The following is a 16,361-nucleotide window of genomic DNA, read 5'->3' as shown; positions in this document are numbered from 1 at the left end:
TTCATTCCATCAGGAGAACACCCATGATCCAGTCGATTCCCTTGAAGAAGCTCGTCACGAGCCCGCGCAATGTTCGCAAGTCGACCGATGACCTGGCCGACCTCCAGCTAAGAGCAGACATCGCCGCGCGCGGCCTGCTCCAGAACCTCGTCGTGCGTAAGGCCAAGCGCGGCAAGTTCGAGGTCGAAGCCGGCGGCCGCCGCCTCGCCGCTCTGCAGGCGCTGGCCGAAGAAGGCACGCTGCCCGCAGCGCACGAAGTGACCTGCCTGGTCATCGAAGGCGAGGAAAGCGAAGTGCGCGAAGCAAGCCTGGCCGAGAACTTCCAGCGTCTCGCGATGAACCCGGCCGATGAGGCGCAGGCCTTCGCCGCTATCATCGAGGCGGGGGCGAGCGTCGAGGACGTGGCGCGTCGCTTCGGTCTCACCGTCCGTTTCGTCGAAGGGCGCCTGCGCCTGGCAAGCCTTGCTCCCTGCGTCTTCGAAGCGCTCGCCGAGGGCGCGATCACGCTCGACATGGCCAAGGCCTATGGCGCGATCTCCGACATCGAGCGCCAGGCGCATGTCCATGCCGAGCTGCAGGATGCCTGGTACCAGATCACCCCCGACACGATCCGCCGCATGGTGCTCGATGCCACGGTGCGCGGTTCCGATCCTCGAGCCGTTCTCGTCGGACGCGATGCCTACCTCGCCGCGGGTGGCCGGATCGAGCGCGAACTGTTCGACGATGATGCCAGCGAAAGCTGGATCGATGTCGCGCTGCTTGAAGACCTCGCGCACAAGGTCATGGATGAAGCCGCAGAAAAGGCCGCGCTCGAATATGGCCTTGCCTGGGTGCGGCCGACGCTTGGCAATTATGTCAGCCATGATCTCGTCGAAGGCCTCAATCGCTTGCCGTGCGAGCCTGCTCCGCTGACCGAACAGGAAGCGCAGGAACTTGGCGAACTCGAGGCCGATTACGACCGCGTCGCCGCCGTGCTCGAAGACGAGGACAGCGACGAAGACGAGGTCGCCAAGGCCGAACAGGAACTGGTGGCGATCGACCGCGCCATGCGCGCGCTTAACGACCGCCCCCCGGTTCTTGCCGAGGAACTGAAGGCCGAGGCCGGTGCCTTTCTCGTGCTCTCGCGCAACGGCGAGCCGTCATTGGTCCCGCAGTATTACACCGAGACGGAGGTCATCACCGACGACGATGGCGCGATCGAGGCCGTTGAGGAGAGCGGTGGGACGAAGCCCAAGGGCAGTTCGCTCTCGCAGCGCCTGCTCGACGAGCTTGCCATGCAGCGCCGTGACATCCTCGCCATTCACCTCGCCAACGACCCCGCGCTTGCGCTGGACTTCATGGTCTTCACGCTCGCCGATGCGGACGGGCACGACTGGCGCGCGAAGAAGGCATCGACGCTTGTCGGATCCGACGCTTCGGGTCCGATTGCCGGATTCGAGGCCAAGGACGCGCCGGCGAGCGCTGCGCTAGCCGAGTTCGCCGGAGCGCTGGACGAAAGCTGGCGTTCGGGGACAAGCCAAGTCGAGCGGTTCGAGACGTTTCGAGGGCTTTCCGACGAAGCGCGCTCGGCCTGGCTCGGGCATGTCGTTTCGCGAACCCTGATTGCGAGTTTGGCATGCGAAGGCGAACGCTCGGTGCCCCTGCACGAGGTACTGGGTGGTCTGCTCGAAGTGGAGACCGCGCACTGGTGGCGTCCCACCGCCGCCAACTACTTCGATCGCGTGGCCAAGGCCCGCACGCTCGAGGCGCTGGACGCTGTAGGAGGGCCGGAGCTGGTCAGCCGATACGCGGGCTCGAAGAAGGCCGAGCTGGCAAGTGCCGCCGAACGCATCTTCTCGGGCGATTTCATAGGCGAAGCCGGCACCAAGGAGCGCGCGCTTGCATGGGTGCCGCAGATGATGCGATTTTCGGACCTCGACGACACACCTCCGGGCGCCCAACTCGAGCAGGACGCCGGACACCAAGCGGTGATCGCTGAGCAGGCCGCCTGACCCCCTCCTGACAGGCTATGGTCGCTCGGCGGGCGGTCCGTTCCTTCGGGGACGGACCGCCATTCCTCGTGCTTCAAACCTTCGACGTCGCAACGAAGCTCGTCATCTCGTGGCCGCAACGCTCGAATACACTGCGCCTGCGAGGTGTTCCGCATACGACAGCTGATTCATGTGTGTCGCGGCCGATACCCAGGGCCTGAATTCGCGATATTCGCGCGTCGCGCCGAATCGCCGAACCAATGGCTCGAGCGCGGTAACCAGCAGGTCGGGCCAGCGTTCGGGAAACTTGACGCCAAGCAGACCGAACCGGCTGGCCGAGGGAAGATCACGTGCGCATCGCCGTATCACATCGTCGTAAAGCGGGACCATTTCCAGGCCAAAGGTCGAAAGCACGACAGAAGCGGTGCGAGGGACTTCGAAGCTTTCAACATCGCCGCGGATCAACTCCACGTTGCCGAGGCGTGCCGAGACGACCTTCGTTCGCGCCCGATCGAGCATGCCTTCGGACAAATCGATACCGACGACGCGCCCGCCTGGCCCCACCGCAGCGGCCAGGAGGGCGAGGTTCTCACCCGTACCGCAGCACAGGTCGACGACCTCGTCGCCGGGAGCAATTTTCAGTGCATCGATCAAGCGCCGCCGCCATCGGTTCAGGCCGAGCAGGCGGAAGGTGCTCAGCCAGCCGTCATAGCGCTGCGCTATCCGGTCGTAGAGATCTCGAGCTGCCGGCTTGTCGAGGATTGTCACGCTAAGCTTTCCTTTCGTGCCGCCAGTCGCTTCGCCTGGCGGGTTCTTCTGGCGGCCATGCTCTTGGGCGAGCCAAGCTCTCGACGGGCATTGCTTCCCTCCCAATCGGAGGTCTAGCGCCGAACTCACAGATAGCGGTAGCCCAGTCCCACGAGCAGCGTTGCCGAAAGAATGAACAGGGCGAACAGCGCCATGGAGAGTGCCAGAACGCGGTTTTTGGGTTGAGCCATCGTCCGCAGACCCTCCGAGCTGGTGGGGTAAAGCAGGATGGCGGAGTTCGAGGGCGACCACGCGGTGCGACGCGCATCCATCCGGGTTTCGTGGCGTCCCCACATATCGACCACCGCGATCAGGCCCAGCAGGGTCACGAGGCTACTGGGAATCCACAGCAGGAAGCCACCGACCATCTCGTCTCGCATCAGGTCGAGGATCGGCACCGGAACCGCGGCATAGCCAGGATACCACGGGACCGACTTGAGGGTGGTCGCCGAACCCACCAGGATCTGGCCCAGAATGGCCAGCCACAGCATCATGAGGCGCACGCCGTGTCGCAGCCCGTGCGGCGCGGGCCGGCGGTCGAAAATCCTAGTCCAGAAAACCATGCCGGCGAGAAACATGCTGAGATGGAGCAGCAGCGCGATGGCGGGCATGAGCAGCGCCGCGTCCTGCCACGCCGGGACCGACCAGGCGAACAATGTGCCGAGATAGAGACCCAGCGCGGTCGCAGGCATGCGAACGAGGCGCCAGCCCTCGCGTACCGTCCGGTTCCGGAGCGCCGGGGCAATGAGACCCCCGCGAAGGCCCCGGGGCGTTCCGCGCAGCAGTGTGCCCGCAGGATGGGAGAGCGCGATCAGCATCGGGCCGGCGATCCGCAGGCCGAGGAACATCGCTTGATGGAGGTCGAAGTGGTGCCGTGCCAGGTGTTCGAGAGGCCAGGTCGAAGATGCCAACGCAATGATGAGGCCGGCCGCGAAGGCGTAGTCGCGCCAACCCCGGCCATGCCCCTTGCAGCCCCTTGCGTAGGCGATGGCAAAGGCCGGAACCGCGAACAGCGTGACCACCGTGAGTAGGCCCATGCCCATCACTGCATCAGTTCCTCGATCGTCAGGATTGCCATGAAACCGATGAAGAACATCGAGGTCGTCAGCGGCGATTCCGGGCACTCGTGCGCTTCGACCAGCAGTTCTTCGGTGACGAGATAGAGCAAGGCGATGAGACCGAAGGCATAGAACCCGGTCTGCCAGGCCTGCGGGAGGGCGCTGACCGGCGCGCCGAGCAGGGCGCCGAGCGGAAGCGCAAGGCCGATCGCGCAGGTCAGCACGACCGCTCGCATTTTCGACATGCTTTCCGATAGCGTGCCCGCGAGCGACAGGCCAAGGAAGAGGACCTCGAGCGTCAGCGCGATGGCCAGCAAGATTCCCTGCTGCATGCCCGCCACGAAGCTGATGCCCAGGACCAGCCCGTCGACCAGAAGGTCGATGCCGGCGGTGACGGCGAGGCCCGTCGGTCCACCCTTCCGTTCCGTTGCGCTCTTGAGCGCAAGCATCCCGGCAATCCCGACCCCCGCACCCAGCAGGACCGGGAGAAGCGAAGAGCTGTGCTTGAGGTCGGGAAGGATCTCCCCCGCCGCCGCAGCGAAGACGACACCGGCTGCGAGATGCTGCACCCCTGCCTGGAACCCTACGCTCGGTCGGCGCACCACCGTGGCCAGCGCACCGATCGCCACGGCGGCGAGGGGGATGAGCGTATAGAGGATCGCCTGCATTTTCAGACCACTTCTTGTGACTCCAGGGGGCACGGACAGCTACCGGTTTCAACCTGCAGGGTCACGTGATCGATCCCGAAGCGTTCGTGCAGTGTCTTCGTTGCCTCCTGAAAGAAGCGATCGCGGTCGGCCGGCGCGCCCATCACGAGGTGCGCCGTCAGCGCCGTCTCGGTCGTGCTCATTGGCCAGACGTGGAGGTCGTGCACCGACGCGACGCCATCGAGGCCTGACAGGTGCGATGAGACCTTTGCCGTGTCGATGCCCGAAGGCGTCGCGTTCAGCGACATCGCCACTGCCTCGCGCAGCAGCCCCCAGGTGCTCCAGACGATCACTGCCACGATGGCGAGGCTCGTGACCGGGTCTATCCAGCTCAGTCCGGTGTTGCGGATGGCGAGGCCCGCTATCACCACGCCTGCCGACACCGCCGCATCGGCCGCCATATGGAGAAACGCACCCCGAATATTGATGTCGCTCTTGCGGCCCCGCATGAACATCAGCGCCGTCGCGGTGTTGATCGCGATCCCGATGCCGGCGACGATCATGACCGTGTTGCCCGCGACGGGTTGAGGATCGGCGAACCGAAGCACGGCCTGCCAGGCGATCGCCCCCGCCGCGAGCATAAGGAAGATGCCGTTGAACAGCGCGGCGAGAATCGAGCTTCCACCCAGGCCATAGGTATAGCGCGCGCTGGGCGCCTTGCTGCCCAGCCTGACGGCCGCCCAGGCGATGACCAGCCCGAAGACATCGCTCAGATTATGACCGGCGTCCGCGAGGAGCGCGAGCGAGTTGGCGAATATTCCGTAGCCCGCTTCGATGGCGACAAAGGCGACGTTGAGCGCGATGCCGACCGCGAAAGCGCGGCCGAAGCTGGCGGGCGCGTGCGAGTGACCGTGCGCATGGCCATGGTCGCCGTGGTCATGGTGGCCGCTCATTTCGGGCGTTCCGCACTCGGCAGGCTGCCGTGCAGCACTTCGACCCGTTCGAGCGTGACGAGACCGATATGGTGCAGATCGCCGAGCGTCCCGGCGAACCGGCGCACCGCCGGCTCCGTGTCCACGATCTCGACCACCATCGGCATGTTGTCGCCCACGCCGAGCGAGTGATGCTGGTGCACGGCGCCCTTGCGCCCGCCGAACCCGAGACGACCGCGCAGCGCGGTCGCCCCGGCAAGCCCTTCGGTGCGCGCCATGCGGACGAGTTCGTCGACCAGGCGCTTGTCGCCGATGTGCGCGCTCTCGTCGGTATAGATGCGCAGCAACATCATCTGCTTGTCATCGTGCATCGTTCTTCTCCCTCAATTGGCGATAGCCGGTTCGTGCCCGGCCGGGCCAGGCTCCGCTTCGGTCCGGCGGCCGAGGACCAGCTTGCAGATCGCCGGCAGCACGAACAGCGTCAGGATCGTGGCGGTGATCAGGCCGCCGATCACGGTAATGGCCAACGGCTTCTGGACTTCCGCGCCTGTTCCATGGGCAAGCGCCATTGGCACGAAGCCGAGCGACGGCACGATCGCCGTCATGAGGACCGATCGGAAACGCTCCATCGCCCCTCCCGTGATCGCCTCGTCGACTTCGATACCGTCGCGCAGTCTCGCCTGGATGCTGGTCATCATCACCAGCCCATTGAGCACCGAAACGCCGAACAGGACGATGAACCCGACTGCGGCGGAGATCGAGAACAGCTGACCCGTCAGCGCCAGGGCGAAGACACCGCCCGACAGCGCCAGCGGCACCGCTGCGAAGATCGCCCCGGCCATCTTCGCGCTTTCGAGCGCCATGAACAGCAGCACGAAGATCAGGACCGCGGTGATCGGGATCACGATCGCAAGGCGCTGGCTCGCGGACTTGAGGCTTTCGAACTGACCGCCCCATTCGAGATACATGCCCGCGGGAACATCGACCTGGGCGGCGATCTTCTGCTGCGCTTCGGTCACGAAGCTGCCCACGTCGCGGTCGCGGACATTTGTCTGGATGATCACCAGGCGCTTGCCGTTCTCGCGGCTGATCTGGTTCAGCCCTTCGGTCTCCTCGAAGTTCACCAACTGGCGCAGCGGCACCGAGCGTCCGCCACCGGCGGCGTGTTCGGGCAGCATCACCGGCAAGGCGCCGATCACGTCGATGTTGTCGCGCGTCGCATCGGGCATGCGCACGACGATGTCGAACCGCCGGTCGCCCTCGAAGACGACACCCGCCTCCTGACCGCCGAGCGCGGCCGCGACGGTGTTCGCCACGTCCTCGACCTGGAGCCCGAGCCCAGAGATCGCCGTCCGGTCGAAGGCGAAGTCGAGCGTGGGAAACCCGCCGGTCTGCTCCGCCTGCACGTCGGCGGACCCTTCGATCGAACGCAACGTGGAGGCGATGTTGTCGGCGGTCCCGGCCATCTGGTCGAGATCGTCGCCGTAGAGCTTGATCGCGACGTCGCCGCGAACGCCGGAGATCAGCTCGTTGAAGCGCATCTCGATCGGCTGGGTGAACTCGTAGGCATTGCCCACCAGCTTGCTCACCCGCGCATCGATCTTCTCGACCAGCTCGTCCTTGGACATTCCCGCGTCGGGCCACTCCTCCTGGGGTTTGAGGATGACGAAGCTGTCCGACTTGTTGGGCGGCATCGGGTCCGACGCCACCTCGGCGGTGCCGGTCTTGGAAAACACCAGCTCCACTTCCGGCAGCGCCGAGATCGCCTTTTCCACCTCGCGCTGCATTGACGCCGATTGCTCGAGCGAGGTCGACGGAATGCGCACCGCGGAAACAGCGAGGTTCTTTTCGTCGAGCTGGGGAATGAACTCCCGGCCGACGAACTGGAACACGACCGCCGCGAAGGCGAACACCGCCACCCCGATGCCGACCGTGCGCCACGGATGGGCCATCGCCCGCGGGAGCATCCGCGCGTAGCCTTCCTTGCCGCGGGCGATCACCTTGACTTCCTTCTCCGCGACCTTGCCGCGGATGAACACCGCCAGCAACGCGGGGACGACCGTCAGCGACAGGACGAAGGCGGCGAGAAGCGCGAGCATCACGGTGATCGCCATCGGCGAGAACGTCTTGCCCTCCACGCCCTGGAAGGTCAGCAGCGGGGCAAAGACCATGAAGATGATCGCCTGGCCGAACAGCGACGGCCGGATCATCTCCTTGACCGAGGCCGAGACCTCTTCGAGCCGCTCGCCCACATGGAGCAGGCGGCCCTGGTGCTCCTGTCTTTCGGCCATGCGTCTGAGGAAATTCTCGACGATGATCACCGTCCCGTCGACGATCAGCCCGAAGTCGAGCGCGCCGAGGCTCATCAGGTTCCCCGGAACCTTGAGTTCGTTCATGCCGATCGCCATCAGCAGGAACGACAGCGGGATGACCAGAGCGGTGATGATCGCCGCCCGGATGTTGCCCAGCAACAGGAACAGCGAGGCGATCACCAGCAGCGCGCCTTCGGTCAGGTTCTTCTCGATCGTCGAGATCGTCGCGTTGACCAGCTGCGATCGGTCGAGAACGACGTCGACCGTCACTCCCGGCGGCAGGGTCTTGGCGATTTCGTCGAGCCGCTCGCGTGAATCGCGCGCGACAGTGCGGCTGTTCTCGCCCAGCAGCATCAGCGTGGTGCCGATGACGGCAGGTTCGCCGTTTTGCGAGGCCGCGCCCGTGCGCAATTCGCCTCCGATGCCGACCGTGGCGACATCCGACACGCGGACTGGAACGTCCCCGCGCACCGCCACTACGGCGTTCGAGATCTGGTCCATCGTGGTGATGCGCGCATCGACGCGGGCGAGGAAGGCCTCGCCGCCGCGATTGACGTAGTTGGCGCCGACCGAGAGATTGTTGCGCTCGAGCGCTTCGGCGAGTTCGGTGAACGAGAGGCCGTAGGTCGCGAGCTTCGCGGGGTCCGGCTGGACGAGATAGGTTTTCTCGTAGCCGCCGATCGAATCGACACCGGCCACGCCGGGAACCGTGCGCATCTGCAATGCCACGATCCAGTCCTGCACCGTGCGCAGATAAGCAGCCTTGGCGGTCTCGCCGCGAAGCACCTGGCCTTCGGGTGTGATGTAGGAGCCGTCGGGCTGCGGCCCGGCCCGCCCGGCGCGCGGCTGGCCTTCGGGCGTATCGGGATCGGCGTAGCGAACCGACCACATGAGCACCTCGCCAAGGCCGGTCGACACCGGCCCCATGCTCGGCTGGACCCCGTCGGGTAGTTCGCCGCCCAATTGGCCGAGCCGTTCGCCCACCTGCTGGCGGGCGAAATAGATATCCGTGTCATCGGCGAAGATCGCGGTGACCTGGCTGAAGCCGTTGCGCGAGATCGAGCGCGTGCTCTCGAGCCCGGGAATCCCGGCGAGAGCGGTCTCGACCGGGAAGGTAACGAGCTTCTCCATGTTGGTCGGCGAAAGCGCGGGTGCGACCGAGTTGATCTGCACCTGCTTGTTGGTGATGTCGGGGACCGCATCGATCGGCAGCCTGGCGAGCTGGAACAGCCCGAAAGCGGCCGCGGCGGCGGCGATGAATATGACGAGGAAGCGGTTGCGCACCGCCACGTCGATCAGTCTGGCTAGCATGTCGCGTGTCTCCTGGCGGTGTCCGTCATTCTTCCTCGGCCGAGCCCTTTCCGAGCTCGGCCTTGAGGAGGAAGGCGTTGGTGGCGGCGATCACCGTGCCGGGCTCGAGCCCGGACAGGATCGCGACCATTCCGCCCGAGCGGCTGCCGATCTGCACCGGCCGCGCGACGAAGCCGCTCTTGGTGCGAACGAACACGTAGTTCTCGCCCTCGATCGACTGGACGGCGGCTTCGGGAACCGCCACCGCATCCGTCAGAACTTCGCCCGACGGCTTGAGACGCGCCTGCAGGAAGGCACCCGGCTGAATTCCCGGGACCGCGCCCGGCAACGTCAGGACCGCGGTCGCACTGCGGCTTTCCGGGTCGAGCGCCGGCGTCACCGATCGCACCCGGGTGCCGATCTCGCGCCCGTCGGCCATCACGATCGCCGCTTCGTCGCCGGGCTGGATACGCGCCGCATCCGCCGAAGGGAGCGCGACCTCGATCTGCAGGCCGTTGGGATTGACGACGTGGTAGAGCTCGTCGCCCGCTGCGACGTAGGACCCGAGCACGATGGGTGCCTTCGTGATTCTGCCCGAGAGCGGGCTGATCACGGCGATCGAGCGACCGTCCGCGCTGACCCCGGCCGCGGCGGCTGCCGCGCGTGCACGCGAAAGCTCCGAGCGGGCGACGGCGAGGTTGGCCTGCGCCGCTTCGAGATCCTGGCGCGCGGTGACGTTCTGTTCGAACAATCGCTTCTCGCGTTCGTAGGCGGCCTGCAACTCATTGACCCGGGCAAGCGCGGAGCTGACCTGCGATGCAAGGCCGGCGGCCTCGCCGCTCTCGATCCGGGCCACGGCCTCGCCCTGGCGCACGTAATCGCCGAGGTTCTTCGAGACGCTGCGAACGACGCCGGAGCCGCGTGCATCGATCACCGCGGTGCTCGACGGGCTCGCTGCCACGGTGGCGGGCAGAAGAAGCTGCGTCGCCGCTCCGCGCGCCACCGTCTGCAAACCGATTTTCGCGGTCTTGATCTGCGCGTCGCCGAGCTTGAGCGCGAGCGGGGCGGTGGTTTGCGATGCCGGTTCGCTCTCCTCCGGCTCGGTCGTCGGCCAGAGCAGGAAGAGGAGAAGCGCAACGACGATGATCGCTGCGCCGATCAGCACAGGGCGTTTGCGCTCGCCGAGGCGCTCGCGATCGAAAAGAGTGGGAATGTTCATGAATCTGTCCTTCACTGCGCGGCGAGGCGGATGAGCCTTGCCGCGGCGGCGCCCTGCGCTTCGCGGGCATCGATGATCGAGCGTCGGATCGAGTCGCGCGTATCCGCGGCGGCAAGAACCTCGAGAAGCGGGAATTTGCCGTTGCGATAACCGATCTCGGCCAGACGCAGCGCCTCTTCGGCCTGCGGCAGCGACCGCTCTTCGAGCGTCGTGGATTTCGCTTCTGCCGAGAGATAATCGGCGCGGGCCTGCGCGACTTCCTGGCGGTAATCGGCCATCGCGACGGCTTCGCGTGCCCCTGCCGCCCGGGCGCGGGCCTGGGCGGCCGCGACGCTGCCCTGGTTGCGATTGCGCAGCGGCAGAGGGATCGAGACCCCGACGACGAAGGCGTTGTCGTTGCTTTCCTCGAAGCGCTTCACACCCGCCGAAACGGTCGGATCGGGCACGCCGAGCGAACGCTGGCGATCGATCTCGGTCTCGGCGGCGATCCGCTCGGCCGCGGCAATTCTGGTCTCGAGACCGGAATAGGACGCGATCAGGTCGTGCGGCGGTTCGATCGCCGGGAATTCGGGCGGCACCTCGGGGGCTGCATCCTGCGACCACAGCGCGCCGAGCGCGAACCGGGTCGCAAGGGCGTCGGCTTGCGCGGCCTTCAGTTCCGCTTCTGCTTCGGCAAGGGCCGCGCGGGCGCGCAGTGCTCGCAAGGGCGGCTCGCGCCCGGCGTCGACCAGCGCATCGGCGATCCGCAGCAGCTCGCGATCGCGTTCGAGAATATCGGCCGCGAGCTCGACCTTCGCTTCGGCGGCGACAGCTGCAACGAAGCGCCGCCGTACCAGATATCCCAGCTCGGACAGCGAAAGCTCTCCGCGCAGTCGCGCCAGATCGGCTTCCGCGCGCGCCGCCGCTATGCGAGCGTTGCGTTTCCCGCCGAGTTCGATCGGCAGCCCCGCGGACAGGGTGTATTCGCTGGACCGCAGGCCTGAAAAGGCCCCGGTCCCGGCGACGTTCTCGACTTCGAGCGAGACCTCCGGATTGGGACGCAGGCGAGCCTGCGCGATTTCCGCTTCGGCGGCGGCGATGTCCTCCTGAGGCCCGACGATGCGCGGGTTCGATGGAGAGCTTGCAGACGCCTCGATAGCGCCCGAGAGGCGGAGCGCCTCGTCAAGAGTGAGACCGCGGTCGGCTTGCGCGGCAAGCGGAGCAGCGGCAAGAGCGAGCCCTGGAATGAGGGCCGCCCGCCAGATCAGCGATGTCATAAATTTCCCGTCAGCAACTGAATCAACACCGACGCACCGGGTGCCGGCGCGCGCGTGCGATTCAGGCTTTGGGGGGTGGGCTCAGGATTTCGCGATCGACCGGATGCAGGTAGGATTGCGCCAGGGGCACGGGGACGCTGATCGCGCTGAGGCGTTCACCGGTCCCGACCCCGTCGGTCGTAGTCGAGCCATGATGGCAATGACCATGGGTGCATCCGCCGTGCTGGATCGGTGAGCCGTCCGAGTCGCTTCGCTCGTGGGTATCGCCGGGCGCCTCGAGGGCCACTTCGGCCCGGGCGACCTCGACGACCTCGGCAAACCCGGCTTCCGGGCCGCATGTCGCGGCATCCGCGATGGTCGCGAATCCCAGCAGGACCAGCCACAGGACAATAAGCGCTGGAGCGCGTCGAAAGGCCATCCGGCGAAGCATTGCGCGGCGCGGTTAGCCGATCTCCCCCATTCTGTCACCCCTGCGCGCTTGCCTGGGGTCGAACTCCCGCAAGCCGGGGACATTGTCCGGCGCCCCCGGGCTGGGGAGCCGCGGCCGCAAGACGGTGAGGAGAGAGAGGCTTTTGGACCCTTGACCCGGGACACACCCGTCCCGCCGACAAGGAGAACAGACATGTCCGGTTCCAGACGCTCGGCCGCAGCCCGATCTCCCGCACAGCGCATCACGGCAACCATCATCGCAAAGCTCGAGCAGGGTACCAGGCCCTGGATCAGGCCGTGGCGCGGCCTGCAGGTCACGCGGCCCTTGCGGGCATGTGGAACCCCCTATCGGGGCATGAACACCTTCTGGCTGTGGCTCATGGCCGACGCGGCCGGCTACGGCTCGCCATACTGGATGACCTATCGCCAATGCCAGGCGCTGGGCGGCCAGGTTCGCAAGGGTGAGACCTCGACGATCGCGATCTTCTACAAGGCCTACCGGAAAGAGGTCGAAGGTCCTGGCGGTGAGAACGACACCGAAACCCGCCGTGTTCTCAAGGCGTATGCGGTCTTCAACGCCGACCAGTGCGATGGCCTCCCGTCCCTGTACCATCCCGAACACCTCCTCGCGCCGGTCGAGCCCGAGGGGCGACTTGAGCGGCTCGACCGCTTCTTTGCGGCCATCGGCGCGACCGTGCGCCATCACGGCTGCGAGGCCTACTACGAACCGAGATTCGACCGGATCACGATGCCACCCACCGGGTTGTTCGACACCTACGACCATTATTACGCCACGCTCGCGCATGAACTCTCGCACTGGACGGGACACGCATCGCGGCTCGATCGCGATCTGAAGAACCGGTTCGGCAGCGCAGCCTACGCCGCCGAGGAGCTCGTCGCCGAATTGTCCTCGGCGATACTGGGGGCCGAACTGGGCCTCCCGGTCGCTCATCTCGATCATCATGCGAGCTACATCGCGTCCTGGCTTGAGCTGCTGAAATCCGACGACCGGGCCATCCTCACCGCCGCTGCGAAGGCCGAGGAAGCCGCCAGTCTGCTCATGCGCCTTGGCGGGATCGAAGAGCGGCCGTCGTCCGATGAAGCCGGCCGGTTCGATGCGGCGGCCTGAGGGAGAGGCGCCATGGGACGGTCTGTCAGCTACCCGAACGGGGCCATCGTCGCGTTTCGTCTGGTCGGCGAGACGCAGGACGACGCGGCGTGGGCCTATCACTGCCTTGTCGACGATATCGTCGAAACTGCCCGAAGCACCTTTCCGTCGCTCCAGCCTTTCGAGGGCTGGCGCGGGCGCGAAGACCGCATCGTGCTGCGCAACGCCTTCGCCGATTGCGGCGTTTCGACCTATGGTGGACTTGCCGCCATCTGGCTCGTCGAGCGCGAGGACGGCCCGTATCGGGACGCCGACTGGCGGCACCCGAGATCGGGGCGCGCGCGGCGATGGCTCGAACAGGTGTCGGATAGGTTCATCGAACTGTTCGGCGAGCTGCATATGGTCGGACGCTTCTCGAACGGAGAAGCGATCTTCAGGCGCGGCGACGCCTCACTGTGAGGTCGGTGCCTCACCGCTGTGCTTCCGCCGCTGAAATTCTCGCTCCCGATCCTTTCGAAAAAGGATGCCGATCATTCGGCTCCGGCCCGTCCGCCGGGAGAGGCCCTGGGCCGGTCGGGTCAAGGCGCAACCTGCGGCCCGTCGGCCCGTGTGGCCCGCGCCAGCCTAGGGCCGCAGGTTCCCCGCTCCCGCGGTGCGCCTTCCCCTTGTCCCGGCCCTGATCGGGCTCCGGCGGATCGGACCGGGGCCATCAGGAACCGTCTCCGATCCTCCGAACAGATCAGGAGATTGAACCATGTACGACAGCTTCATCCAACAGCTCGCCGGCCTCGACCTGTCCGGCTTAAGCATCAAGCCCGCGCCTTTCGACAAGACCGATTTTCCCTGCGACGACGCGATCGACCAGACGCTTGCCGGGGCCTGGTCGGACCTCTTCGCGATGTTCGCCGATACCGCTCTCGAAGCCGATGCCGAGGATATCGCCTGGGGCTTCGTCAATCTCTTCCACCGCGCCGCCAGCCGCAAGTCGTCCCAGCTCGACCGGGCGAGCGACGAAATTCGCGCCTTGCTCGCCTGTGCCGACGGATCGGAAGTCCATTCGAGCAATCTCGAGGAGCAGATCGAGCGCGCGCAGGCGGCCGAAGCGACCATGATCGCCTTCGAACGGATGCGCGAAACCGCTGCTGCTCTCTATCTCGACGAGATCGGAACGTCCTGGCGTCCCATGACCGGCTCCCGGTCCAACCACTCCGCCCAGGTTACCTCCGCAGTCATCAATGCCCGAGATTTTCTGCGGGTTCGCGCCGAGCGTCGCCGCGCGGCCCATACGCCCGAAGGCACGCCGGTCGTATTCGCCGGCGGCCGATCGTCCTTTCCCACGACCGACGAAGCCAAGGCATTCGCCGCAAATGTCTGGGCCACGCTGGACAAGGTGCGCGACCGGGTCCCGGACCTGTTCGTCGTGCACGGCGGCGACAGCAAGGGCGTCGACCGGATCGCCGCGAGCTGGGCCGAGCGTCACGATGTCCAGCAGCTGGTGTTCTCGCTCGACAGAAGGCTGGGCGCCCGCGCCGGGTTCAAGCGCAACGAGCAGATGCTCAAGCTCGAACCGCGCTACGTGATCGCGTTCCCCGGCAACGGCGTACTCGAGCGGCTCGTGATCGAGGCCAAGGCGCGACGTATCACCGTCGTCGATCGGCGCGGTCTGACCGGGAGCGTCTCGAAATCGGATCGCTGACTATTCGGCTTCCTGGCGCACCAGCACCAATCCGGGCGCTGGTGCGCCCAGTTCCTCAACGACACGGTAGGGGATCCGCGCGGCAGGCGATGTGTCATGCGAACTCGAGATTGGCCTGCAACCCGCGCGCGTCTATGGCGGGCAGATGCATCATTCCGATCCCAATCCACTGAGCCACGACCACAATTTCCTCAGCGCCTCGCACGACGCGCACGAGAAGCGCACTCGGTATGTGGTCGCCCTCACCGCGGCCATGATGGTACTGGAAATCGCCGCGGGCCTGTGGACCGGCTCGATGGCGCTCCTGGCCGATGGCATTCATATGGCGACGCACGCGGGCGCGCTCGGAGTTGCGGCTTTCGCTTACTGGTTTGCGCGCCGCCACGCAGACAATCCGCGGTTCACCTTCGGCACGGGCAAGGTCGGCGATCTGGCCGGTTTTGCCAGCGCGCTGGTTCTGGCGATCTTCGCGGTCGGCATTGCGGTTGAATCGATCCAGCGCATCTTCAGTCCGCTGGCGATCGCCTACACCGAAGCGATCTGGATCGCGGTTCTGGGTCTTCTGGTGAATCTGGCGAGCGCCTGGCTGCTCGGAGCCGATCATCACCACGGCCACGATCATGGACATGGGCATGGGCATGAACACGAAGCCCATAATCACCACGATCACGACCATGCGCATGCCGACAACAATTTGCGGTCTGCCTATTTCCACGTTCTGGCCGACGCCCTGACCTCTGTCCTCGCGATCGCCGCGCTGCTCGCCGGCCGCTATCTGGGGTGGGCGTGGATGGATGCGGCGATGGGCATCGTGGGAGCGCTTGTGATTGCGCGCTGGTCGTGGACGCTGCTGCGCGACACGGCGGCGGTACTCGTGGATGCCGACGCGGGGACGGAACGCTACAGTGAAGTGCGCGAAGCACTCGAAGACGGCGATACCGCGGTGGGTGATCTGCACATCTGGCGGATCGGGCCGGGCAAATATGCCGTGATTGCCTCAGTGATCGCAGCCGATCCCGCATCGCCCGAGCAATACGCTGCGCGGCTGGCGGTGCACGCCGAATATGTCCACATTACCGTCGAGGTTCACCGTTGCGTGCATGAGCATCCTCATCTTCGGGCGGCGTGATCGTTCCCTGCGAATTCATGGGGCTGATTCGTGATCGCCTTCCGGAGACAGGGCCCGCAATATATCGCAATCTCCGATCGAACCGCCGGCGCAGGAGTCCACGAGCCCGGTCAATTCCCGTCGCAAGGCGGTGAGGTCGGCGATCTTGCGGTCGATCGCGGTGAGGTGATGAACCGCGATCGCATCGACCGTGGCGCAATTTTCCCCGGGGCTGCGCGTGAGATTCATCAGCTGGCTGACCTGATCGAGCGAGAAGCCGAGATCGCGCCCTCGCTTGATGAAGGTGAGCCGGTCGAGAGACGCCTTGTCGTATTCACGGTAGTTGCTGGCACTGCGATCCGGCTCTTCGAGCAGCCCCGCTTTCTCGTACCAGCGGATCGTTTCCACACGGACGCCTGTCCGGCGTGCCAGTTCACCGATGCGCATTGATCCGGCCCCTTGACCCTATAGTGACTTCAGGGTGCATATGGTGGCGCCATGACCGATTCCAACACCGACAGGTACGACA

General features: G+C 65.9%; 15 protein-coding genes. 5 read left to right on the top strand and 10 right to left on the bottom strand.

Annotated features, from left to right (window positions below):
* Window positions 1-23 precede the first annotated feature (23 nt).
* Window positions 24-1,991, top strand: a complete 1,968-nt coding sequence (locus GRI58_RS13680; RefSeq protein WP_237452320.1) for a ParB/RepB/Spo0J family partition protein — start codon at window positions 24-26, stop codon at window positions 1,989-1,991.
* A 102-nt stretch (window positions 1,992-2,093) separates the two neighbouring features.
* On the opposite strand, the gene GRI58_RS13675 is transcribed toward GRI58_RS13680, so the two are convergent.
* The 9 genes from GRI58_RS13675 to GRI58_RS13635 all read right to left on the bottom strand — a co-directional run bounded on the left by GRI58_RS13675 (window position 2,094) and on the right by GRI58_RS13635 (window position 11,909).
* Entirely contained in the window at window positions 2,094-2,738 is a 645-nt protein-coding gene (locus GRI58_RS13675) for a methyltransferase domain-containing protein (protein ID WP_160754165.1), read from the bottom strand.
* A gap of 125 nt (window positions 2,739-2,863) precedes the next feature.
* Window positions 2,864-3,820 (bottom strand): cytochrome c oxidase assembly protein, encoded by a 957-nt coding sequence (locus tag GRI58_RS13670; RefSeq protein WP_237452324.1) that lies wholly within the window; start codon window positions 3,818-3,820, stop codon window positions 2,864-2,866.
* On the bottom strand, window positions 3,820-4,503 hold the full coding sequence (locus GRI58_RS13665; protein ID WP_160754163.1) for a ZIP family metal transporter: 684 nt from the start codon (window positions 4,501-4,503) through the stop codon (window positions 3,820-3,822). Before GRI58_RS13665 ends, GRI58_RS13670 begins: the two co-directional genes overlap by 1 nt.
* Before the next feature lie 2 nt (window positions 4,504-4,505).
* Window positions 4,506-5,435, bottom strand: coding sequence for a cation diffusion facilitator family transporter (locus tag GRI58_RS13660; RefSeq protein ID WP_160754162.1), 930 nt, complete (start codon window positions 5,433-5,435; stop codon window positions 4,506-4,508).
* The gene (locus GRI58_RS13655; protein WP_160754161.1) at window positions 5,432-5,785 is read right to left on the bottom strand and encodes a DUF190 domain-containing protein; all 354 of its coding nucleotides are present in this window, start codon (window positions 5,783-5,785) and stop codon (window positions 5,432-5,434) included. The genes GRI58_RS13660 and GRI58_RS13655 overlap by 4 nt, the downstream gene beginning before the upstream one ends.
* A gap of 12 nt (window positions 5,786-5,797) precedes the next feature.
* Entirely contained in the window at window positions 5,798-9,037 is a 3,240-nt protein-coding gene (locus GRI58_RS13650) for an efflux RND transporter permease subunit (protein WP_160754160.1), read from the bottom strand.
* 25 nt (window positions 9,038-9,062) lie between these two features.
* A complete protein-coding gene (locus tag GRI58_RS13645; protein ID WP_160754159.1) occupies window positions 9,063-10,235 on the bottom strand; it encodes an efflux RND transporter periplasmic adaptor subunit in 1,173 nt (390 codons plus the stop codon).
* Window positions 10,236-10,246: 11 nt separating this feature from the next.
* Window positions 10,247-11,491, bottom strand: coding sequence for a TolC family protein (locus GRI58_RS13640; protein ID WP_160754158.1), 1,245 nt, complete (start codon window positions 11,489-11,491; stop codon window positions 10,247-10,249).
* A gap of 61 nt (window positions 11,492-11,552) precedes the next feature.
* Window positions 11,553-11,909, bottom strand: a complete 357-nt coding sequence (locus GRI58_RS13635) for a hypothetical protein (RefSeq protein ID WP_160754157.1) — start codon at window positions 11,907-11,909, stop codon at window positions 11,553-11,555.
* A gap of 204 nt (window positions 11,910-12,113) precedes the next feature.
* On the opposite strand from GRI58_RS13635, the gene GRI58_RS13630 reads away from it, so the two are divergent.
* The 4 genes from GRI58_RS13630 (at window position 12,114) to dmeF (ending at window position 15,853) form a co-directional block, all read left to right on the top strand.
* A complete protein-coding gene (locus GRI58_RS13630) occupies window positions 12,114-13,049 on the top strand; it encodes an ArdC family protein (protein WP_160754156.1) in 936 nt (311 codons plus the stop codon).
* A 12-nt stretch (window positions 13,050-13,061) separates the two neighbouring features.
* Entirely contained in the window at window positions 13,062-13,487 is a 426-nt protein-coding gene (locus tag GRI58_RS13625) for a hypothetical protein (protein WP_160754155.1), read from the top strand.
* A 295-nt stretch (window positions 13,488-13,782) separates the two neighbouring features.
* Entirely contained in the window at window positions 13,783-14,724 is a 942-nt protein-coding gene (locus GRI58_RS13620) for a DUF2493 domain-containing protein (protein WP_160754154.1), read from the top strand.
* A 145-nt stretch (window positions 14,725-14,869) separates the two neighbouring features.
* Window positions 14,870-15,853 (top strand): CDF family Co(II)/Ni(II) efflux transporter DmeF, encoded by a 984-nt coding sequence (gene dmeF, locus GRI58_RS13615; RefSeq protein WP_160754208.1) that lies wholly within the window; start codon window positions 14,870-14,872, stop codon window positions 15,851-15,853.
* Between the two features lie 15 nt (window positions 15,854-15,868).
* Here dmeF and GRI58_RS13610 read toward each other — a convergent pair whose 3' ends face one another.
* On the bottom strand, window positions 15,869-16,279 hold the full coding sequence (locus GRI58_RS13610; RefSeq protein ID WP_160754153.1) for a MerR family transcriptional regulator: 411 nt from the start codon (window positions 16,277-16,279) through the stop codon (window positions 15,869-15,871).
* Between the last annotated feature and the right edge of the window lie 82 nt (window positions 16,280-16,361).

The sequence above is a fragment of the Qipengyuania algicida genome (assembly GCF_009828025.1).
Classification (GTDB): Bacteria; Pseudomonadota; Alphaproteobacteria; order Sphingomonadales; family Sphingomonadaceae; genus Qipengyuania; species Qipengyuania algicida.
Note: the sequence above shows the minus strand (reverse complement) of the source record. Positions and strands in the feature narration are given on the sequence as shown.

What these genes read in the sequence shown, in the direction of transcription:
- GRI58_RS13650 (WP_160754160.1), bottom strand. Translation starts at nt 9,037, where the DNA reads ATGCTAGCCAGACTGATCGACGTGGCGGTGCGCAACCGCTTCCTCGTC.
- GRI58_RS13665 (WP_160754163.1), bottom strand. Translation starts at nt 4,503, where the DNA reads ATGCAGGCGATCCTCTATACGCTCATCCCCCTCGCCGCCGTGGCGATC.
- GRI58_RS13610 (WP_160754153.1), bottom strand. Translation starts at nt 16,279, where the DNA reads ATGCGCATCGGTGAACTGGCACGCCGGACAGGCGTCCGTGTGGAAACG.
- GRI58_RS13655 (WP_160754161.1), bottom strand. Translation starts at nt 5,785, where the DNA reads ATGCACGATGACAAGCAGATGATGTTGCTGCGCATCTATACCGACGAG.
- GRI58_RS13625 (WP_160754155.1), top strand. Translation starts at nt 13,062, where the DNA reads ATGGGACGGTCTGTCAGCTACCCGAACGGGGCCATCGTCGCGTTTCGT.
- GRI58_RS13660 (WP_160754162.1), bottom strand. Translation starts at nt 5,435, where the DNA reads ATGAGCGGCCACCATGACCACGGCGACCATGGCCATGCGCACGGTCAC.
- GRI58_RS13635 (WP_160754157.1), bottom strand. Translation starts at nt 11,909, where the DNA reads ATGGCCTTTCGACGCGCTCCAGCGCTTATTGTCCTGTGGCTGGTCCTG.
- GRI58_RS13680 (WP_237452320.1), top strand. Translation starts at nt 24, where the DNA reads ATGATCCAGTCGATTCCCTTGAAGAAGCTCGTCACGAGCCCGCGCAAT.
- dmeF (WP_160754208.1), top strand. Translation starts at nt 14,870, where the DNA reads ATGCATCATTCCGATCCCAATCCACTGAGCCACGACCACAATTTCCTC.
- GRI58_RS13640 (WP_160754158.1), bottom strand. Translation starts at nt 11,491, where the DNA reads ATGACATCGCTGATCTGGCGGGCGGCCCTCATTCCAGGGCTCGCTCTT.
- GRI58_RS13670 (WP_237452324.1), bottom strand. Translation starts at nt 3,820, where the DNA reads ATGGGCATGGGCCTACTCACGGTGGTCACGCTGTTCGCGGTTCCGGCC.
- GRI58_RS13630 (WP_160754156.1), top strand. Translation starts at nt 12,114, where the DNA reads ATGTCCGGTTCCAGACGCTCGGCCGCAGCCCGATCTCCCGCACAGCGC.
- GRI58_RS13645 (WP_160754159.1), bottom strand. Translation starts at nt 10,235, where the DNA reads ATGAACATTCCCACTCTTTTCGATCGCGAGCGCCTCGGCGAGCGCAAA.
- GRI58_RS13620 (WP_160754154.1), top strand. Translation starts at nt 13,783, where the DNA reads ATGTACGACAGCTTCATCCAACAGCTCGCCGGCCTCGACCTGTCCGGC.